This window comes from Frankia sp. BMG5.60 (assembly GCF_059428125.1).
The window spans coordinates 84,292-104,377 of record NZ_CM182091.1 but is presented as its reverse complement, the minus strand read 5'-3'; the positions used below and the strand labels follow the sequence as shown (position 1 = coordinate 104,377).

19 protein-coding genes are annotated in these 20,086 nt (G+C 71.0%); 5 read left to right on the top strand and 14 right to left on the bottom strand.

Annotation, left to right across the window (positions count from 1 at the left end):
• Positions 1-307 precede the first annotated feature (307 nt).
• Positions 308-694 (top strand): hypothetical protein, encoded by a 387-nt coding sequence (locus AC5R91_RS00430; RefSeq protein WP_495395057.1) that lies wholly within the window; start codon positions 308-310, stop codon positions 692-694.
• Here the strand turns inward: AC5R91_RS00430 and AC5R91_RS00425 are convergent.
• Positions 633-839, bottom strand: a complete 207-nt coding sequence (locus AC5R91_RS00425; RefSeq protein WP_261574778.1) for a zinc ribbon domain-containing protein — start codon at positions 837-839, stop codon at positions 633-635. The genes AC5R91_RS00430 and AC5R91_RS00425 overlap by 62 nt on opposite strands.
• A 193-nt stretch (positions 840-1,032) precedes the next feature.
• On the opposite strand from AC5R91_RS00425, the gene AC5R91_RS00420 reads away from it, so the two are divergent.
• Together AC5R91_RS00420 and AC5R91_RS00415 are read left to right on the top strand one after the other, a co-directional pair.
• Positions 1,033-1,251, top strand: coding sequence for a hypothetical protein (locus AC5R91_RS00420; RefSeq protein WP_261574774.1), 219 nt, complete (start codon positions 1,033-1,035; stop codon positions 1,249-1,251).
• Between the two features lie 282 nt (positions 1,252-1,533).
• Entirely contained in the window at positions 1,534-2,238 is a 705-nt protein-coding gene (locus AC5R91_RS00415) for an IS66 family transposase (protein WP_495395056.1), read from the top strand.
• A gap of 39 nt (positions 2,239-2,277) precedes the next feature.
• Here the strand turns inward: AC5R91_RS00415 and AC5R91_RS00410 are convergent.
• From AC5R91_RS00410 to AC5R91_RS00400, 3 genes are all read right to left on the bottom strand, one after another.
• Positions 2,278-3,446, bottom strand: a protein-coding gene (locus AC5R91_RS00410; RefSeq protein ID WP_495392244.1) for an IS3 family transposase whose coding sequence is annotated in 2 segments (ribosomal slippage) — positions 2,278-3,188 and positions 3,188-3,446 — 1,170 coding nt in all. Because the reading frame shifts where the segments join, the coding sequence is not laid out codon by codon here.
• A 21-nt stretch (positions 3,447-3,467) separates the two neighbouring features.
• On the bottom strand, positions 3,468-4,274 hold the full coding sequence (locus tag AC5R91_RS00405; protein ID WP_495395055.1) for a hypothetical protein: 807 nt from the start codon (positions 4,272-4,274) through the stop codon (positions 3,468-3,470).
• A gap of 157 nt (positions 4,275-4,431) precedes the next feature.
• Positions 4,432-5,906 (bottom strand): IS3 family transposase gene (locus tag AC5R91_RS00400; RefSeq protein ID WP_495392209.1). Its coding sequence is split into 2 segments (ribosomal slippage): positions 4,432-5,475 and positions 5,478-5,906, totalling 1,473 coding nucleotides; the frame shifts between segments, so codons are not numbered across the junction.
• A 645-nt stretch (positions 5,907-6,551) separates the two neighbouring features.
• On the opposite strand from AC5R91_RS00400, the gene AC5R91_RS00395 reads away from it, so the two are divergent.
• Both AC5R91_RS00395 and AC5R91_RS00390 read left to right on the top strand, forming a co-directional pair.
• Complete coding sequence (locus AC5R91_RS00395) at positions 6,552-6,986, top strand: hypothetical protein (protein WP_495395054.1); 435 nt, start codon at positions 6,552-6,554, stop codon at positions 6,984-6,986.
• A 353-nt stretch (positions 6,987-7,339) separates the two neighbouring features.
• Positions 7,340-7,522 (top strand): hypothetical protein, encoded by a 183-nt coding sequence (locus AC5R91_RS00390; protein ID WP_495395053.1) that lies wholly within the window; start codon positions 7,340-7,342, stop codon positions 7,520-7,522.
• 100 nt (positions 7,523-7,622) lie between these two features.
• Here AC5R91_RS00390 and AC5R91_RS00385 read toward each other — a convergent pair whose 3' ends face one another.
• The 10 genes from AC5R91_RS00385 to AC5R91_RS00340 form a co-directional block, all read right to left on the bottom strand.
• Positions 7,623-9,335, bottom strand: a complete 1,713-nt coding sequence (locus AC5R91_RS00385) for a hypothetical protein (RefSeq protein ID WP_495395052.1) — start codon at positions 9,333-9,335, stop codon at positions 7,623-7,625.
• A complete protein-coding gene (locus tag AC5R91_RS00380; RefSeq protein ID WP_495395051.1) occupies positions 9,328-9,816 on the bottom strand; it encodes a helix-turn-helix transcriptional regulator in 489 nt (162 codons plus the stop codon). Before AC5R91_RS00380 ends, AC5R91_RS00385 begins: the two co-directional genes overlap by 8 nt.
• Positions 9,817-9,887: 71 nt before the next feature.
• Positions 9,888-11,603: a hypothetical protein gene (locus AC5R91_RS00375; protein WP_495395050.1), complete on the bottom strand. Its 1,716-nt coding sequence runs from the start codon at positions 11,601-11,603 to the stop codon at positions 9,888-9,890.
• Complete coding sequence (locus AC5R91_RS00370; protein ID WP_495395049.1) at positions 11,600-11,971, bottom strand: hypothetical protein; 372 nt, start codon at positions 11,969-11,971, stop codon at positions 11,600-11,602. The genes AC5R91_RS00375 and AC5R91_RS00370 overlap by 4 nt, the downstream gene beginning before the upstream one ends.
• The gene (locus AC5R91_RS00365; protein WP_495395048.1) at positions 11,968-12,990 is read right to left on the bottom strand and encodes a hypothetical protein; all 1,023 of its coding nucleotides are present in this window, start codon (positions 12,988-12,990) and stop codon (positions 11,968-11,970) included. Before AC5R91_RS00365 ends, AC5R91_RS00370 begins: the two co-directional genes overlap by 4 nt.
• Before the next feature lie 158 nt (positions 12,991-13,148).
• Complete coding sequence (locus tag AC5R91_RS00360) at positions 13,149-14,675, bottom strand: hypothetical protein (RefSeq protein WP_495395047.1); 1,527 nt, start codon at positions 14,673-14,675, stop codon at positions 13,149-13,151.
• A complete protein-coding gene (locus AC5R91_RS00355; RefSeq protein ID WP_495395046.1) occupies positions 14,672-15,898 on the bottom strand; it encodes a hypothetical protein in 1,227 nt (408 codons plus the stop codon). Before AC5R91_RS00355 ends, AC5R91_RS00360 begins: the two co-directional genes overlap by 4 nt.
• Complete coding sequence (locus tag AC5R91_RS00350; protein WP_495395045.1) at positions 15,895-18,039, bottom strand: type IV secretory system conjugative DNA transfer family protein; 2,145 nt, start codon at positions 18,037-18,039, stop codon at positions 15,895-15,897. The genes AC5R91_RS00355 and AC5R91_RS00350 overlap by 4 nt, the downstream gene beginning before the upstream one ends.
• Positions 18,036-18,932 carry a hypothetical protein gene (locus AC5R91_RS00345; RefSeq protein WP_495395044.1) on the bottom strand — a complete coding sequence of 299 codons (897 nt, stop codon included), beginning with the start codon at positions 18,930-18,932 and terminating at the stop codon, positions 18,036-18,038. Before AC5R91_RS00345 ends, AC5R91_RS00350 begins: the two co-directional genes overlap by 4 nt.
• A 740-nt stretch (positions 18,933-19,672) precedes the next feature.
• Positions 19,673-20,035: a hypothetical protein gene (locus AC5R91_RS00340; RefSeq protein ID WP_495395043.1), complete on the bottom strand. Its 363-nt coding sequence runs from the start codon at positions 20,033-20,035 to the stop codon at positions 19,673-19,675.
• Between the last annotated feature and the right edge of the window lie 51 nt (positions 20,036-20,086).

Below are 20,086 nucleotides of genomic sequence, written 5' to 3'. Positions count from 1 at the left end.
AGTGTCGGCAGCGATGACATCGCCGCTGTCACCATAACCGACATCAACGACCACACCGCAGCGATTCAGCACATCGGATCGACACCGATGTAGACATCGCCATCCCCGTGACGATCAAGGGCAACCGCGGACGCCATGGCTCGGGCTCGCCGCAGCCGACGCGGCACCGGCACGCCGATCGAGCCTCGACCCGATCGCCACCGCGTAGACGAAAGGTACGTGTCGGAGGGGGGACTCGAACCATTACCCCACCACTGGTCACCCTCTCCGATGACCTCGTTCTCGCAGGTCGGCAGGGGTACGACCGATGAGCGCGCTGACCGGCGAGTACACAACGAATCATATCGAAAGTCGCGTCACGACGGATACGCTTCGGCCGGCTGCCAGGCCGGGGGCGGCGGCTCGCGGGGCGACCGTGATCATGGGCGGGATTGTCGGTCAGAGTTTCCTGCTCGCGTTCGGGAACGTGTGGCTGCTGGCGTTGCGGCTCGGGGTCCCCGGATATGTCGCCCCGCTGGTCGCGCCGTCGGTCGACCTGTCAGTGGTCGGCCTGCTCGGCGTCCGGCGCGACGATGGCCACCGCGTACGGCGGCGGCATCCGCGGGTCCCACATCTGGTGGGGTGGTTCACGGTCACGCCCGCGACGACACCCCGTCCTGGTACTTGGCGACGGCCAAGATCGGTGGAGCGGTAGTATCGGCACACGGGCTGCGGGGGGGATGCAGCAACGCCCCGCACGCCCGGCAGCACACGAAAGAAAGCGCCCCATCGCGGCCCTCTTCCCAGAATGGACGGCTCTCGTCGTCCAGCAGCGGCAACGGACGCCGAACAGAATCCATCGCCAGTCGTTCGCTCATGGCGCTGCCCTCCACTGGTCCGCCGGTATCTGTCGCCTGGTGTGCCGTTCAAGGCCCGATCACGCACACCGGCCCGGTTCGCCGACCGCACGCCACTGAAGCGGCGATCTTCGACGAACCTCGACCAGCAGGCCCCACCATGTGATCACGCGGCCTCGGCCCGGCGGAGTCCAGCGTGCCCTACCTCCCCAAGATGATCGTCGGCGCCGCCGGCTTCGCAGCCCTCGCGGTCACCGCCTGGCGCTCACATGCCGCGCCCCGCGTGGCCTACGTCTTCTTCGCACTCACCGCCCTGATCGCCCTGGTCCTCACCCCACACCAGCCCACCGCCCTCGCCGCCGGCATCGCACTTCCCTGGCTCGCCCACACCGCCACCCGCCGCACCTCGGCATGATCACCGTAACATCTACAAGGCATGGCATCCGATCACCGGTCGATCACTCGACTTCCATGACATCATCGTCTCGGTCGACCGCACGGCTTCGACATTCGCGGCCGAGTTCGTCTCGGAGGCGAAAGGGGCGGCGATCGCGGGTAAATGTTCGGTGAACGGGTGGGATGTTGACTGGGCGGGCGTATGACCGGGTGTCGGTCGAGGGTCGCGCTGCCCGCACGTTGAGGAGATGTTGTCGCGACATGCCGGGTCGGCGCGTGAGGTTCCTGTCGGTGGTGGTGTGTGCTGGGCGCTGTGTCCCTCGCGCCGACGGTGGAAAACGCCGACGTGGCGTACTGGCGTGCTCGTGCCGAGGTTGCCGAGGCTAGTGCCGAGTGCGCGCAGGCTACTGCCGAGGAGCTGCGGGCCCGGGTCGAGGAGTTGTCCGGGCAGGTCGCGGTGCTGTCCCGGATGCTGTTCGGTCGTTCGTCGGAGAAGAGTGGCCCGTCGTCGGCCGCGGGTGGTGGAGCGGATGAGCGGCCGGCGTCGAGCGGGCAGGCTGGGAAGCGCGGCCAGCGTAAAGGTAGCAAAGGGCACGGGCGGCGGGACTACTCGCATCTGGACACCCGTGAGGAAATCCACGACGTGCCCGCCGCTGAGCGGGCCTGTTCCGGGTGCGGGGCGGTGTTCGAACCGTTGGGGAGCGAGGACAGCGAGCAGGTCGACTGGCGGGTGACGGTCACCCGGGTCGTGCACCGCCGACGCCGGTACCGGCGCCGTTGCGGCTGTCCGGGGCCGCGGACGGTGACCGCCCCGGTGCCGCCGAAGCCGGTCGGCAAGGGCCGGTTCACCGCCGGGTTCCTGGCCCGGCTGCTGTATGAGAAGTACGTGCTGGGCCTGCCGTTGCATCGGATCGTCCGGTCGCTGGCGGCGGAAGGGCTCGACCTGGCCGAGGGCAGCTTGTCGGGTGCGTTGAAGGACGTGCACGCGCTGCTGGCCCCGCTCTGAAGCTGCCCCGGTTTCGTTCACAGGTAGGGCTTTGAACGGCTATGCGGCTTCATGGTACTCGTAGAAGCGGGTTTCGTGTTCGTGGGGGCTGAGATATCCGTTGGTGGAGTGGCGGCGTCGCCGGTTGTAGAAGCCTTCGATGAAGTCGAAGATGGCGGTCCGGGCCCGGTCGTGGGTGGCGAAGCTGGTGCGGTCAAGAAGTTCACATTCGAGGGTGGCGAAGAATGACTCGGTGACTGCATTGTCGTAGCAGTCGCCGGCGGTTCCGACGGAGCGCCGGACCTGGTGCCGCTCGCAGATCCTGGCGAACTCTCGAGAAACGTATTGACCGCCCTGGTCGGAGTGGTGAATGACGCCGGGGGCGGGACGGCGGTGTCGGAGTGCCATGGTGAGCGCGTCGGCGACGAGCGGGGTTTTCTGCTCGTCTGCCATGGACCAGCCGACGATCCTGCGGGAGTACAGGTCGAGGACGACCGCGAGGTAGAGCCAGCCCTGCCCGGTCGGGATGTAGGTGACGTCGGCGGTCCAGACCCGGTTCGGGGCCGGGGCGGTGAAGTCACGTCCGACCAGATCAGGCGGCAGATGGGCGGCCCGGTCGCGGCGGGTCAGGCTGACCCGCCGGCGGCGGTGGACCCCTTGCAGGCCAGCCTGTCTCATCAGCCGGGCGACCCGCTTACGGCTGGTCCGCACGCCGGCGGCGGCCAGGTCGGCGTGGACCCGTGGGGCGCCGTAGGTCGCCCGGGACGCCGCATGCACCGCGGTGATCTTTGTGGTCAGGGTCTGATCCTCGGCGGAGCGGGCGGACAGGCCGCCGCGGCGACGCCAGGCGTAGTAGCCCTCGCGTGACACACCGAGCACGCGGGCCAGGACGGAGACTGCATGGTGTGTTTTCTCCGCGTCGATCAGAGCGAACGTCATCTCCGATCGGTCTCCGTCGCGAAGAAAATTGTTGCCTTGCGGAGGATGTCACGTTCCTCGCGGAGCTGCCGGTTCTCCTTCCGGAGCCGTTTCAACTCCTCACGCTCGGCGGCACTCAGCCCGTCGGCCCGTGCGCCTTCCTCCTGTTCGGCCTGGCGTACCCAGTTACGGATTGACGGCCCCGACGGGCCGTATTCCTTGGCCAGCGCCTCGGGTGAGCGGCCAGCCCGGACAAGTTCCACCATCTGCCGGCGGAACTCCTCCGTGTACGGCGGTTGTGATCTCGACACCTGCACTCCTCCCTGGGACCATTATCCCAAAGAGCCCAGGTGTGAACAGAAACGGGTCAACTTCATCACGCCCTTCATCAGCTTCAACGGCCTGGACACCTCCGCCGGATCCGGGGTGTTGCAGCCGGTTGCCAGGAACGTTGCCGCACCGTCGAAGATCTCGCACAGCGCCGCAGCGAGGCCCATGCCAGAGGTGACGTGCTCCAGCGCCAAGGCCGAAAGGTGGAAGGAGGAGAACGCGGGGTTGCTCCACTGTTTGTTCCACGCCTTCAGCAGCCGGATGGCCCGGCGTCGGGTGCGACGCAGCGCGACCGTGTCGCCGTTGAGCAGCGCGACGTGGGCCTCCGGGTCGGAGGCCTCCCAGCGTTCCATGTCCAGGTTCGGAATCCACAGCCCGTTACCGTTACGGCGAGTGAGGGCGAGGACAAGGTCGACGGAGGGGTCCTGGCCGTTGATCGGCGCACCAAAGGTGATCTTCGGCCCCCGCTTCGAGGTGCCGCACCGAGCCTTCGGGTAGATCTGGCGCACCTCGGGACCGAGGAGGGCACACAGGTCAGCGACGATGTCGTTGGGCGTCTCCCCGCCGCCCTCCGGGCCAAGCCGCGGATAGTGCACGCGGTTAAGGACCAAACCGCCGTCGCCGTCGGTCACCGGGTCGTTAACGGTGAACTGGGCGAGAGACCCGGACGCGTAGGTGCGCAGCGCCCCGGGGAAGCCCAGCGCAATCTTACGGATCAGAGCGAGTCGGTCACGGGCCTCAGCCAGCGTGCGGTCGTCAGCGGCAATCTTGCCGCGGATGGTGGTCAGGTAGTCGTCGGTGTACCCCACTGCCAGTCCTCTCGGTGTGGTGGGCGGTAGTCGCCCTCTCACACCGTCTGACGCCGAACCTCGCCCATCCGTCCGGTCAGTCGGCGCAGTCCCGGCAAAAGTCCGACGTCCGGCTGGCGGAACCTGTCAACCTCTTTGAGGCAGGATGTTGTGGAAATTAGCTGGTCTCGGCCTCTGCCTCCGGTGTCTGGTCTTCGTCGTTCTGGGGTCGGTTGATCCAGGCGGGTTCGGGCATGGCCGGTGGGCTTGGCGGGCGGACGAACCGTTCGGGGTGCGCGGTGTAGGCGGTGTCGAGGACGGCAGCGCGGGCCCGGCGGACCGCGGGCGCCTGGCCGTGGTGGACGACGGCCGGGGTGAGTAGCCCGAGCCCGGAGTGACGGTGATCATTGTTGTAGTGGTCGAAGAACGCCCGGCACCAGGAGCGGGCGGTCTGGATGGTGTCGAAGGAACCCGGGAAGTCGGGCCGGTACTTCAACGTTTTGAACTGGGCCTCGCTGTAGGGATTGTCGTTCGACACCCGGGGCCGGGAATGGGAACGGGTCACGCCGAGGTCAGCGAGGAGCAGCGCGACGGTCTTCGAGGTCATCGAGGTGCCCCGGTCGGCGTGGATCGTCAGCTGACTCCGATCGATCCGCTGCTTCTCACAGCTGGCGATGATCAGATCCTCGGCGAGGGTGGCGGATTCCCGGTCAGCGACCATCCACCCGACAACATAACGGCTGTACACATCCAGGATCACATACAGGTAGAAGTAGGACCATTTCTTCGGGCCGCGGAGTTTCGTGATATCCCAACTCCACACGGAGTTCGGTTTCTCGGCGACGAGTTCGGGTTTGACGTGGGCGGGGTGCGTCGCCAGGCGGCGGCGCTCACCGGTCTCACCGCGTTCGGCCAGCAGCCGGTACATCGTGCGCTGCGACGCCAGGTAGACCCCTTCGTCGAGCAGGGTCGCCCAGACCTGCGCCGGGGCGGCATCGACGAACCGGTCCGAGTGCAGCACCTCGACCACCCGCTCCCGCTCCGCCGGTGACAACGCCGCGGGCTGCCGGCGCTGGCGGTGCGGGATCGGCGCCGGCCGCGGCGGGGCGGGGGATTTCCGGTGCCGGCGGTAATGCGTCGCCCGCGCCCGGCCCAACGCCGCGCACGCCGACGCCGTACTCACGCCGGCCTGTTCGGTGAGGCGGGCGAGTCCGTCCTCGATTATCCGTTCCGCCTGGTCGGCGAGTTCGGGTCGTCGGTGGTCCCGGGCATGCCCTCGGAGAGTTTCTCCAAGAGCTCGGAGACTTTTCCCTGGACTTCTATCACGAAGCGGGCTTTCGCCAGCTCCTTTTCCAACCGTTCCTTCTCCACCCGAAGTTTCGCCAGCTCCCGGTCCCGGTCGTCGACCGCGGGCCGGCCCTTCGGCTTCGACATACCCGCCAACGCCCCCGCGTCGCGGGCCTTACGCCACTCCACGAGATGCGCCGAATACAGGTTCTCTCGGCGCAGGATCGCGCCTTTCGCACCCGGCCCGGTCGCCGCCTCGTACTCGGTCAGGATCCTCAGCTTGTACGCCGGCGAGAACGACCGCCGCCGCGCCTTCGGCTCGACCTCCGGATCCGGCCGCGACCGGTCGGCCTCACGATCTCCCACCCGACCATCATCGACCAGGCCCCGCCTGGCCGTCACCGACACCACCACGATCTTCTTCTCCCAACCCCGCCCCGGTCACAAGATGGTAGCTGCTACCTGACTCACCTCATGCTGACAGGTAGGGTGGCGATGCCGATTCCGGTGGCAAGTGCGGCAACCGCCTGACTTCTGGGCCCATCGTGCGCGCCCGGGTGCAGATTGGGCGGGACCGGGGCTCGGACGCGATCCTGGCGGGGAAGAAGTTCCTCTGCGTCGGCAGTCGGAGTTCCGTTGGGCCGGGGCAGCCGGTGGACGGTGAAGGCGATGTCGGCGAGCTTGCTGGCGATGGGTTGGTTGTCCCAGACCAGCAGCTCGACGCGGCCGAGGTCGGCGACACTCCTTCGGCTGCGCCCGGGCACCGCGCCCACGGTCGGGACCGGAGCTCGCGAGCCGGACCGCGCACGTCTTCCAGATGCCGGCGATGACTGGAATGCCGAGGTCCCCCGGCACGTTGCCGTGCTTCTCTCGGTCCGTCTTCGGGCCGGACGACCGTGAGCGGGGTGGCGCTGCGTCGTCGTGACGACCATGACGTTCTGGCTCTGTCCGCGACGCGCCGCATACTGTCACTGAAGGTATCCTGACGGCCACATTTGGCAAGATGGATGGATGACGTTCAAGGTCGCCGTCGTCGCGCCGGATCGGGTGCCCGAGATCTTCGCCGGTGGCTACGCGGATGCCTGCGCCGCGCTCGACCTACCCCCAGTCGACGACGGCTACGTGCTGAACCTGGTGTCCTCGCCGGCCGCGCGCCTGACCGTCATCACGCGGGATGCGGGCCGGGTCGGCGTGACGAGCGAGGACGGCTGGGCCGAGGTCACGCCAGCGGGTGACGGGCAGTGGGTGGAAGTGTGGGATGGCTGGCCCGAGGAGTTCGATCCCGGCCCGCACTGCCAGTTCTGCGGCGACCAAAATCCTGACTGGATCTTCCCCGGCGTCGAAGTCGACGTCCTCCTGGGAGCGGGCTCCTGGGGGGAGCACGAGGTGCTCGGCGAGGAGGTCGGGGGGCGGGGCCGGCTGGCACGCGTGCGACGCCTGCCGTGAACGGATCGATGCCGGTGACTGGATCGGGCTCGTCGACCGCTACGGCGAGCTGGGCGCGCCGCTCACGGTGCAGGCGGCCTGGCGGCAGTTCTGGGCCCACCGGACAGCGGCCCAACCCGCGCCGACGTTGCCGTGGACCGCAGTGCGGCGCCGACGGATCGCCCACGCGATCCGCGCGCACTGGGACACCTTCCTCGACCATCTCGACCTGCCCGTTGTGGGGTCGGCAGGAGCCCGCGACGCCGTCGCGCAGCGGGTACTCGACGCAGCCCGCCACTACCTGAGCAGGCCGCCGACACGGAGCGGCTGGGTCCGCTCCTACCCCGCGTCGGGGGCCAGGGCGGCTGCTGTGCGTGGAGGGCGACGGGTGGAACCTCGTCGCCCGCACAGACGCGTCCGCCTACCTGCTCACCGACGCCCTACCGAACCTGATCGTGGCCGTCGATCGTGGCCCGCAGCTGCCCGCACTCCTGGCGGGGCTTGATGCCATCGCGCAGCGCCGCGGCGTCGATGGGCGTCCGGACTCCCTCTCATAACTGCCTGCCGAGGTGGGGTCAGTTCCCGGAGCGAGTAAGCCGATGAAGCGGCTTCTGGAGATCCGCCGACGAGGCCTGCACGACCATCGGACCGGTGGCGTCAAAGGGCGAGATTCGGCGGCTCGACGGCGTGGGGGTGCTGCGGGCTGGCGACGGGCATCGGTGACTGGCCGGCAAGCACCGGTGCGGACGGCGCGCGGCGGGGACCGGTTTCCGGGTCGGTGGCGGGGGTCTCGAGGGCTTCGGGGGCATAGGCGGTGACGAGGGTGGCGAGGGTGATGAGGGTTTCGGTGCCGTCGAGGTTGAGCCAGGGGTGGTCAGCGAGGATGCGGCGCAGGGTCTGTGGGGATCGAGTGACCGCGGCGGAGAGGGCGGTGTTGTCGACCTGCAGGGTGCCGTGGCGGGGGTCGTGGAGGCGGAGGATGCCGTCTGTTTCCTCCCTGAGGACGGGAGTGCGCCAGCTGGGTTTGGGCGCTTCGTCGACTGCGGGGTGTGCGTGGTGTAGGCCGAGGAGGTCGTAGTCGCCTTCGGGTGCGTAGCGCTGGACGAGGTACAGGGCACGGGCATGCTGCGGGTGGGTGCCGGGAAGGCGGAGCAGGTAGGTGATGGTGGATCCGCTCTGGCGGGTGGCGGCGCGGTAGGTGTCGACGATCCAGGTCTGTTCGTTGTCGCCGAGTGTCGTGTTCCCGGCGGGTGGGGCGGCGGGGCGGAAGAGGGCCTGATGGGCGAGGAGGGTCTGGACGGCGAGTCCGCAGCGTTCGGCGATTTCCGGGAGAAGAAGGGCTGCGCTGCGCGTCACGTCTAGGGCGCGAGCGAGGTCGCGGCCGTCGGGGTTCTTGCCGATTCGGGTGTTCGCGCCAAGCAGGCGGCTGGTCGTGTGGGCCAGGTGGGGAATCTGGTGACCGTCGGTTCCGCGGGAGGTGGTGTCGAGGAGGAAGGGGCGGATCTCGCGCCAGGAGCGACCGGTATCGGCGGCCCGCTCGCCAGCGATATCGAGGCGGGCGCGGTCGGGGCCGCGAGTCAGGGCGGCGGCGCGGCGGGTGAGGATCGTGGTCCGGTCGCTGATCGCGATGGCGAGGTTGGCGAAGCCGAGGAGGGCCTGCTGGCTGATGAGCGCGTCGGGTTGGCTGAGTTGGTGCAGCGTCCGTCGGACGTGGTGGATGTGGCGGTCGAGTGGCGGTGCGCTGGGGTCTCCGAGGAGCGGGCCGACGGAGTCGAGGGCGTGGTCCCCGGTCGGGTGGAGGCGTTCTCGGGACATCCGGATGGGGCCGGCGAGGGCGCCGAGTCGGGTGAGGACCTGCGCGGCGGGGATGACCGAGGGGACGTTGGTCTGGAACGGTGCGAGCAGCGGTGGGAGGGCTCGTGCGGTGAGTGCGGCGGCGAGGGTGATGTCGGTGAGTCGGGTCATCGCGCCGCGCACGGCGAGTGGGTCGCCGAGGATGACGGCGTCGAGGCTGCGGTGACGGCCGGCGCGGTCGACGTGGGAGGCGAGGAGGTCGTGGGCGGCGCCAAGGTTGTCGGCGGCTCGATGCCAGAGGGTGCGTCCAGGGGTGGGCTGGGCGTAGAGCTGGTCGGCGATCAGTGCTGCGGTGACGAGGCGGTTGACGAAGGTCGTGGACCGGCCGGAGCCGCCGAAGGGGGCGTCGAGGAACTTGGCGTGGCGTCCGGCGGTGGCGAGGAGCCGGCCGATGCCGGCGGCGTGGTCGAGGATCTCGCCGACGCGGGCGCTGGGCCGTGGCGGGTTCGCGGCGGCCGTGGTGGCGATGCGGGCTGCGGCGTCGGCGAGGCCACCGTAGGTGAGGGCGTCACGCATCGCTCGGCGCGGTACGAAGCGCGCCGGCCGACGCGGCGAGGTGGGGGTCCGGGTCGGCCGGGTCCTCCTGACCGGTCAGGCCGAGGGCGTGCAGCAGGTCGGTGGTGCGGACGCGGTAGAGGCGGCCGTAGCGGCGGACCGGGCAGGGGAACTCCTCGGTGCGGGCGAGGTTGTAGGCGAGGGTCCGGCCGAGTCCGAACAGCTTCGCGGCGGTGGGGAGATCGATGACGGGTGGGAGGCGGCGCAGTCGCGTGAGCTGCCAGTCGGTCCATCCGTTGCCCTCGAGGCCGAGGGCGTGGAGGAGGTCGGCGGTGCGGACGCGGTAGAGGCGGCCGTAGCGGCGGACCGGGCAGGGGAACTCGTCGGCGCGCGCCAGCTCGTAGGCGAAGGTACGGCCGATGCCGAACAAGGGTGCCGCCGTCGGCAGGTCGAGGACGAGAGGTAGGCGTCGGAGGTGCTCCGGTGATGGCGGCGCAGGCATGTGGGTGGCCTTCTCTCGGGTTGAGGTCAAGTCGATAGAGCCGGCGGGCAGTGGTGGGCCGCTAGTCCTGCTCACAGGCCGGGAGTTGGCGGTCCCGGCCAGTCGGGGAGACCAGGGGGCGTAACAGCCGAAGCTGCTGACGGTGTCGTCGTGGTTACCGGTCCGGCTCGTGGACGCTGCTCTGGCTCCGGCCGCCTGGCGGAGGGGGTGGTTGCGGCGGGGGTTGTTTCGGTCTGGCGTGGCAGCAGTGCGGCCGGCTCGGTTTCGGGCTGCGGCGGTTGGCGGGGCGGGGCTGAAGGTGGTGGGGCTGCGGGTGGTGGGGCGGATGCGTGTAGCCGCTGCGGGTCGATGGTGAGGGCGCGGCGGAGGGTGCGTTCGGGGAAGCGGGCGAGGAAGGCGACGGCGCGGCTGGGGCGGGGGGTGATGTGCCAGTCGGCGAACCGGGCGTGTGCCTCGCGGGAGGCTTCGTCGAGGAGTTGGCGGACCTGGACGGCGTCGGTGGCGGCGGGATCCCACCGCCAGGTCCTCGCGTCGAGGTCGGTGTCGGTGGGTGCGGCGCGGTGTAGCGCGTCGGCGAGGGCGGTGGTGTCGCCGTGGGCGAGGCGGGCGCGGATGTCGTCGGTGACGGCGGTGGGCAGGGCGCGTTCGACGAGTTCGCGGGGGTGGCGTTCGTCGGGGGTGCCGAGCAACCAGCCGTTGCGGTCACAGACCGCTTTCAGCGCGGTGTCGGTGAGATCCACCGGATGGGCTGGGGGCGGGAACCGGCGGGCGAGGCTGCGCAGGTCGGCGAGGCGGAGCGCGCCGGGTCCGCGGAGGGCGAGTTCGGCTGCCACGGTCGGGTGGGAGGCGTGCAGCACACCGAGGGCGAGCAGAACGGCGTCGCTGCGGCCGCGGGCGCTGCCGGCGCCGGCGAGCCAGCGGCGGCCTTCGGTGGCGGTGCGTACCGCGGCGTCGAGGTCGCCGAGGGCGTGCTGGATGCCGAGCCAGCCGACGAGGTCGGTCCGCTGGGGTCGCAGCGCGGCATCAGGTCCGTGCACGGCCGCGGGTTCGGTCAGGATCACCCGGGCGGGGATGCCGTGCGTGAGCGCGTTCGCGACCATCCACAGGCGGGGCAGATCGGGATCGGAGAACGGCGCGTTCTGCCGCAGGTGGGCGCGGGCGAGGTAGGTGTCGAGTGCCAGTGGGAGGTTGGCGCCGTCCAGCGCGTTCAGGGCGGGCTTTCCGTCGACGCGCCCGGATCGTGCGCCGTGCTGGCCGCTGGCCGCCGCAGCGGAGTGGGTCCGGGCGATGAGGGTGCCCACGCCGAGGGCGACGCCGAGGAACTGGTCGGGATCGAGTCGATGGGCGACGGCGACGCGCCGGACGGCCGCGAGCTGCGCGCGGACCGGCCGGCGGCGCGTCTGGCGGGCGGTCTCGTGTAATGCGGTGAGCAGCCGGGTGGGTGGCACGGTCGGCAGCCCGGTGGCCGGTCGGGGGATGGCGCGTAGCTCGTTGATGACGTCGGTGGCGCGGCGGCGGAGGTCGCGGTCGCTGGTGGCGGCGGGTGGGGTGTGGGCGGGCCACATGCTCGCGGTGCGGGACAGGCCGAGGGTGCGGTCGTGGGCTGCGGCGGCGCCGACCCGCCGGGGTCTGGTGCCCGTCCACGGCGTGCGGGCGCCGGCGAGGTCCCGCTGGCCGCGGGGGCTGTTCTCCCGGTCGAAGAAGCCGTGGTCCCGCCGACCGAGCGCGGCGCTGTCGGCGTCCGCGGGCAGGCCGCGGCCGGGCAGGTCGTCGTCGGCACGGCTCATGGCAGCTCGTCCGGCCGGTTGGGGGTCGCGGCGTTGGCGCGTTCGCGGGCGAGGCGGTGGGCGCGGATCCATGCGGCGGCGGCGAGTTCGGCGGGTTCGGGTTCACCCCAGCTGCGCACGAGCAGCCAGCCGTCGCGGCCTTCGCGGAGCTCGAAGACGGTGCTGATCGTCCGCAGTGCCACGACACCGCTGTGCGCGAGCTGGCCGATGATCCGCGACGCGGTGGGGGCGCCGGCGAGGTGGCGTTCCAACGCGACGGCGGCCAACGCAAGCAACGCGTCGGGGTCGTCGCCGAGCCGGTCGGGGACCGTGAGGACGACGGGCCGGCCAAGCACGCTGATGTCCCAGCCGGGTTCGGGTGTGGTCATGAGAGTCCATCCAGATCAGGGCCGGTCGGTGCCTCCGGCTGCGCGGCATCCGGCACTGGCGACGGCGGCGTGGGCACTGGCGGTCGGTCTGCCGATGGCCCGTTCGGTGCGGATCCAGATGGCGGCTGGCCGGGTGGCGGTGGTTCAGGTAGTGGTGGCCCAGGCGGTGGCTCGGGCGACGGTGGCTCGGGCGGCGGCGGGGTGGGAGATGGTTCGGGGGGCGGTGGGGCCGGTGGTGGTCCGGGTGGCGGTGGGGTGGCGTGAATGTTCGGGAGGTTGGACAGGTGCAGGGCGGCGAGGGCCGCGAGGGTGACGGGGGGTTCGGTGCCGTCGATCCCGCGGACCAGCGGTCGCAGGGCACGGAGAAGATCGTCGGGGCGCAGGGTGAGTGCGGCGGCGAGGTCGTCGGCGTCGACGTGCAGCCAGCCGAAGCGGGGGTCGCTGACCGTGGCGGTGTCGCCGTGCCAGGTCAGCGACACCGAGGCCGGGGGTTGCGCGGGTTCACGCCAGGCCGGCTCCCGCGACGGTTGGGCGCCTGGGCCGCCGTTCGGCCCGCGAGTGGGCCGGCCGGCGGCGTCGGGGGCCCAGACCTGGGCGGCGAGGGAGTGCTGGGCGGCGGCGTAGGCGGCGGGCAGGGTGGGGTGCGGGCCGTGGAGGACCAGCGCGCCGCGTTCGACGGCATGCAGGTAGCCCCACCACTCGATGACGTGGACCGCGGGCGGTGGATACGGCGGGCCCGGGCGGGCCGCCGACGGCGGGATGCCGGCGATCTGGGGTCGGGTGACGGCGCGGAAGCCGAGGACGTCGCCGAGGTCGATGATCTGCGGTAGCTGCAGGCCGCGGCCGTGCGGGCCGCGTTCCCATTGCAGGTACGACCAGCCGTTGGGCGCGGTCGACTCGGGCCAGAAGGTGGCGACGTAGACCGCGGCTCCCGGCGGCGGGGTGAACGGAAGGTCCAGCAGCAGCCCGCTGGGGTGCAGCCGGGCGACCTTCAGCCGCGGCCCAGCGAGGTCGGTCATCCAGGGTCTGGCCGGGGGCGGAGCGCCGTAGATCGGTGGCGACGGATCGACCGAGGCGTCCGATGGTCCCTCCCCGGACGGTGCAGAACCGGGATCGGAGCCAGGGTCGGGCCGTGGCGCAGACGCCGGGCCCGAGAAACGCCCCGGCGCAGGCCTGCTCACAGGTCCAAACCCATTGACCCGAACCCGGGGCCCTCAGGCGGCTCCGGAAGACGGGGAAACGGAATGCCAGGCGGGCCCGGCGCCTCCGCGGCGGAAGGCAGACCGAGGACGTCCGCGGCCTGCGGGGCCTCGGCGAAGGCCGGGTGGGCGGGCCAGAACGGGGCGTCGGGGTCCAGGACCCGATCCGCCGAGAGCAGCGCCTCCCGGACGAGCGCGCCCACCACCGGCGGGTTGACGTCGGGCATCACCGCGATCTCGCGAACCGCGACCAGGATTTCGCCGGGGATCATCGGCACCCGGTCGACGCCACGCGCCAGGAGCAGCCGGTCAATGGTCGGCCAGGCTGTGCCGGTCAGCGGGATCACGTCGTGGACATCCAGCCGGTAGCTGGCACGCGGATCGTCGGCCGGCTGGACGTCGTAGGCGAGTCGGCCCGCGTCGTCGACGGCGCGCAGGACTGTTCCCCGCTCGAAGCGGGGGTCGTCAACGGTGGCGACGGTCGCGCCGAAGGTCAGGACGACCGGACCGTCCGGCCCGTCGACTGCGGTGTCCTTCGCCGCCAGCGTGTCGCGGACCCGCGCGGCGTCGGCATACAGCACGTAGTCGGATCGCCGGTGGCCGGGATGGCCGGGCAGGTCGGCGACGTCCGGGCGCCACAGGTAGCCGGCCGTCCGACCGCCCCGCACGACTGGCCCGCGGACGGTACCGGTCGCGGTCAGCCCGCCCGGGAGATCGATCTGAATCCGGGTGCCCCCCGAATAGGGCGGGATCAGGGTGAGGGCGCGCAGCGCGAGGCGTTCCCGGTTGACGTCGAGGAAGGTCTGCTGCGCGATGGACATTTCGGTGCGGTCCCCTGGCCGGTCGATGACTCGGTCGATCACTCTGCGGACCGCGTCGTCCGACCTGGGGTCCGATTCCGCCGGGATCGTGGCGTCACGACCGGCGAAGATGACGTTCCCGTCCAGGCTGACCCGGTAGGTCAGGGCATGCTCGCCGCCACCTGGGCCGTCGCCGCCACGGGTCGCGGCGACGATGTCGACCCGGTAGGGGGCGTGCTGCCACGTCCGAAGCGGCGGATCGACGTGGAGCAGCCGGCCGTAGGTGGCCGGCTCGCGGCCGGCCAGGTCGACGCGGCTGGCCCGCCACGGCCGTTCGTCCCAATCCAGGCCGATGTCGAGGAGCAGCTGCGCCTGCGCGACCTGCCAGCCCCCAAACGGCCCGGGAAGAACCAGATCGTTGCGCGGCGACGACGAGGCGAGCGTCGCACCGACGGCCTGCGGGAGCGGGAAGCCGAGGGTCTGCTCGAGGTCGGCAAGACTCGGTCGGGCGACGGTGACGATAAGAGGCGGCGGGCCGTCCTCAACCGGCCAGCGCACCAGCTGGGCCGTGACGGTGCGGGCGCCGTCGGCTCCCCTGGTCGCCAAGAGCCGCCACCAGCCGGCCGGCACGGCAATCAGCGCCGGCGCAGGATCGGCGAGGTACAGGAGGGAGCCGCGCGGGTCCCCGGGAATGGGGGCCGTCATCCACCGACTCCCGTCGGACCGGCACCGAGGCCCGGCTGGATCGGCGGCGCCTGGGGCGGCACGCTCGGCAATGTCCGCGCCGGTGCGGGAGCCGGCGCCGGCAGGTCGACGTCGGCGGTGGGATCGGACACAAGACTGGCCCGCACCGCCGCGGCGGGACTGACGATGCCGCCGCGCAGGAATCCGCGCGGGCCGAACAGGCTGCCGGGCAGCAATGCCGGGTCGGGGTTCCACTGGTAGGACCGCACCTCCTGGCCGGCGCCCCGGATCGCCGCGCTGACCGTGCCGGTGAGAGTCCGTCCATCGGGTAGACGCACCTCGACGCGCTCGTCCACGCGGAACGGCCCGGGATTCTCCGCGACCAGGCTCAGCAGCTCGTCGCGGCGCGCGAGCAGAACCTGGTGCCCGGTGGTCGGCGGCGCGTCAACGTCGGGGCTGGTCAGCATCGCGATCAGGCCGCGGATCGTGTCGCTGCTGCGCACCACGAGGTCCGCAGGCACCTCGATGTCGTTCCCGGCCACCAGCACCCGGTTGTTCAGCGACAGCCGGTAGGTGAGGTCCCGGCGCCCCTCGTGAACGTCCCGGCCGAGCGCAAGGACGTCCAGCCGGTAGGCATCGGAAGAATCTTCGAGACCTGCCTCCTCCCAGCGCAGCAGCGGCCGCGACCGGGCCAGGGACTCGGCGTAGCTGACCAGTCGCCGGCCGGGCAGCCGAACCAGATCCGAGCCGCGGGGAACCCGGCCCTCGTCCGGATCCGGCCGGTCGGTTCCGCGCGCCGCAACGAGGACGCCTCCCACCGTCGCGCCCAGCGGCACGACGACAGCCGCCAGGCGCAGGGCCTCATGGACTTCGTTCCCGAGCGCAACTCCGACCAGCGGCTCCAACTCCCAGCTGGACGCGGCGGTCACCGTGTACGCCGGGACGGAGAACAGCGCATCCGCGTTCGACCCGGCCGGGCGATGCACAGCGACGCACAGCCGGGTCGCCGGGTCGACTCCGATCAGCCACTCCCCCGACAGCGTCTCGAGAACAGCAACCCGCTGATCGACGGCGCCACCGCCGGCGACGGTCTGCGACACCCCAGAGGCGCCGATTCGGATCCGCGGAGCGGCGGAGATCTGCTCGGGGCGGGTGAGTTCGCCGCGGCGGACGACGGACGTCCTGCGCCGAGAGGCGGTCACGGTTCGCGGGGTGCTCTGGGGCGGGTCCTCGATGGCGATCACTCGCCCGCTCCGTTGGGATCACGCCGCCGGCTCCAGCGTCCGCGAATCACCGGGCCGAACCGGCGGTGCTCATCCGGGTGTACGGCGCCAACCGGGGGCGGGACGGGCCTCGGGTCGCCGGCGGCCAGAGCGCGCAGCGCCGGGTCCCGGAACCAGTAGCGGCCATACAGATGGACCGGCGGCAGCGTGTTGTGCAGTAGCAGAGCCTGGCCCGGGGCCACCTGGCGCAGCAGATGCGCCGGCAGCAGCTCCAACCTGGTCGGGGCGTCGCTGACGCCCTGGCGTCCCCCGCCCGGCGCGGTGTCACTGGACACGCTTCGCGCGGCCACATGCTCCTGCCCGAGCAGCGACGCCGCATAGTCCAGAGTCGACTTGTCCGACAGCCCGGAGAAGAAGACCTTCGTGAGCGCGTTGGACACGATGACATCGGCCTTGGTTCCGTAGGCCGCGTCGATCTGCGCCTTGCTCTGATAGACGAGCATCAGCTGAATGCCCATGCCCGCACACGTCGAGATCCGCCCGGGCAGGTTCTGCATCGGCCAGTTCCCGGCCTCGTCGATGACCACGAGCAGCGGCGGATCCAGCGGCTTACCCGTCGCCCCGACCCGGGCATACACCGACCGGATCAGATCATCGACCAGCCCCCCGAGCACCGGCGCCAGACGCTCCGCGCCGTCGAGATCCGCGCACAGATAGACCGTGTTCGCACGCCGCCGCCGCGCCCCGTCGCCGGGCGGCACGGCGGCAGAACCGACGTCCTCGGCGAGCGGACCGTTGTCAGCGAGCGGACCGTCGTGACCGACCAGACCGTCGTCGGCGAGCGGACCGTCGTCGAGGAAGGGCTCGCCGTCTGCGAACGAATCTGCGTCGAAGTCGGAGAAGGGGTCGACGTCGGTGAAGGGGTCGAAGGGGTCGAAGGGGTCGGCGGGATCGTCGTCGAGGAGCCAGTCGAGATCGATCTCGGAACCATCGGCGGAATGTCGCACCGACGGTTCCTGCCACGGCCGGATCATCTGCCGGGCCACGAGGAACACCGACGAGACCTGCTTGGGATCCGTCTTCCACACTGCGCTCAGCCCGGCCAGCACCTGCTCGCCGTCGGCCCGGATCACCGGATCGTCGTGGCGGGCGAACGCCTGCGCGAAACGCAGCACCCCGTCGCGGTCCATGCTCGTCGTCCACCCGACCACCGCGTGCATCCCGAGCCCGGCCGTGGCCGCGACCCAGAACAGCAACCCGAGGAGGTCCTCACCGGCGGCGGTCCAGAAACCCATGTCCGACCCGGCCGACGTCCAGTCGGTGCTGTTCGCGATCGACCGGGCCGCCAGCCGCGCCCCCGCCAGATCAGTCGACTGCGCCAACGGCGACCACGTCGCCGACAGCTCGCCAGTGATCCCCGTCGGGTCGAAGACCCGCACCTGCCCGAGCGCCCGCCGCCGGCGCACCGTCGCGCCCAGCAGGTCGGTCTTCACCGACAGCGCGATCAGCGGACCGTCCCACTCCAGGATCGCCGGCACCGCCAACGCCGCGGTCTTCCCACACCGGGTCGGACCGATGACCAGCACCGCACCCCGATCCCCACGCCGACGGTCGACATAGCGGCGCAGCAGCCGCGGCACCGCCTCGTCCACCGGCATTGAGGCGTCCTCGGTCGCCACCAGCCGGCTCACGCGACCGCGACGGGCCCGGCCGAGGATCACCCGGCCGGCCACCGGCCGGCGCACCCACATCGGGGCGATCTCCCACAGCCGCGCGAACCGCGCCTCGGGATTCAGGCCCATCCGACGTCGACGGGCGACCCCGACCTCGCCCTGCAACAGCCAGAACAGCGCCGCGCCGAGCAGCAGCGCCCCGGTGATCGGAATCGCGGTGGCGATCCAGTACGCCGTCGGTCCCGGTAGCAGAAACGCCTGGTCGTCGGGCCAGGCCAGCGCCGGATCCCCCGGATGCAGGGCAAGAAGCGGCACCGCCACCAGCGCCGAACCCAGCCCCACCGACATCGGCTCATGCGCGCCGAACAGCACCGCCGCGATCTGCGCGCCCACCCACACCCCGCCAGCCAGGGGCATCATCGCGGCGAGGAGCAGCAGCACCTTGGGATTCGTCAGGAGCCCGCCGGTCGGCTCGCTCGGCGCGATCATGCCGACCTTCCCTCGGACACAGCCGTGGCAGGCACCGCGGGCCCGACGGTGCTCCCCGCAGGAGCCTGGCGAGGCACGGGGAGGACCGCGGCCTGCAGCGCACGGACAGCCGCGTCCCGACGCAGCCGCACCCCGCGATCGCTGATCCCCGCCCGCTCGGCGACCTGCGCCTGACTGCGCCCGACGATCGCCAGCTCCGCGAGCAGCCGCAGGTGCGCCGGCCGGACACCGCCGTCGCGGCCGTCGGCCAGCACGGCGAGCAGCTCCGCGCACGACCCACCCCGCGGCCATCCGCCCACCGGCCGCCCATCCAACCCCACCGGCAGATCCGGCAAAAGATCCAGATAGACGGTGGACCGCTCCGTCAACGGCCGATACCCGAACACCCGAGAGACCGCGTCCCACACCACGTTCACCGCGATCTTCCGAGGACGCCGATCCAACGGAAACGTGCCGATCACCAGCCACGCCGCCCCGACCAGCTCGGCCAGCACCTCACCGAACGCCGAACCTTCCACCGACGCACCGGTTACCGCGGCGCCACCCGCACGCCGCGCCCTCTCCGCGGCGCGCACCGTCAACGCGGGCATCACCCGCTCCAACACCACCCGCGCCGCCGCCCGATCCCCCTCCCGCGCGTAGGCAATCAGCGCCGCCAGACGCCCATCGGCCACCGGCACCGCGACCGCCCGATCCCGCCCGCATGCCGCGAGCAGCCCGGCGACCGACTCGCAGTGCATGGCGAGCACGGGATCGGCGGCCCAGCGGCGCAGTCCGTCCGCCGCCTCAGCCCCGACGGCCCAGCGCTCCCAGTCCCGCTGCCAGCGTTGAAGAGTCGCCGTGCGCGGCTCGAACCGCCGGCGATCGACGTCCGTATCTGTGTGGTTCGACATGACACCCGACGGTCCGAACCAACAGCATCCGCACCGTCATCGCAGGAGACATCGCCCAGGTCATCGCCAAATTCGCCCGCATCCGAAACGTCATCGTTGCCGTTATTCCAGCGCCGAACAGGTCCACCCCATCCACCGTCCCTGGGCGGGACGGCGAGACGGCTGCCCGCGCACGCCAGCGGCTGCCGTACCAGCTCGAGGAGGCGAATCTGGCGGCGTTGCAGGTGTCGTGACGGACAACAACTGCGACGTCATTTAGCAAGCTGAACCAGGCCAGAGATGACGAGGTCCCGAGCGCCTGCTTGAGCTGTCCCCTGGACCGATGGCGGCCCTGGCGAGCGCGCCGCCGATCTCCATCCCATCCGCAGGCGCAGCTCTTCCGCGTATCAGCACAGTCGACTTCGAAAGATCTGTGGTTTATCCGCTGACGGAGAATATCCGCTTTGTCCCGCCGAAGAAAATCGAGCCATACATCGGCAACAGTACGAACGCGGATGCGGATGCGGATGCACCACTCGAGATCGACTTTCGCCCGGTTCTCTCGTTTGACGGTTTACTCGTGCCGATCCTCGCGTCGCTCTCCTTGCAGGAGCGAGCCGAGATAGGCGGCTGCTACTCAAGCGCAGCTCCCAACAAGCCACTCAGTCTAGCGGTCCACGCTGCATCTATGCACACGCCATCCCAGGGATCTGATGGCGTTACCAGCGCGAGCGGCTGGCTCGGATCGCCCTCAGCCCGTCTTATGCCCAACGGGTGGCCCAGGGGTCCTCGGGTGGTCCGTCATTCAGGGCTTGTTGGGTGAACATCCAGGCGATCAGAAGGGGGTCCTCGGGTGCTTCCGGCATCAGGTGGGGGCCGGGAGGAATGCGGTCAGCGGGAACGGCGACGGGCTCATCAGGGATGAGATCGTCGTGGGCGACGACGCGAGGTGGAGGCAGCCGGCGGCTCCAGCGTTGCCGAGCGCCCTGGCGGGTACGGCCGGTAGCCCGACCGATCTGGCCCCAGTCGGCGCCGGCCGCGACGGCATCGGCGACCGCCTGGTCGCGTTCGGCGTCCAGGCGTTCTTCACGTTGGGTCAGGACGGCGAGATAGGCCAACGCCACGGTGCGGGGGCTGACGTGCCGTGGTGGGAGCCATTCCGGGTCAAAAGTTCT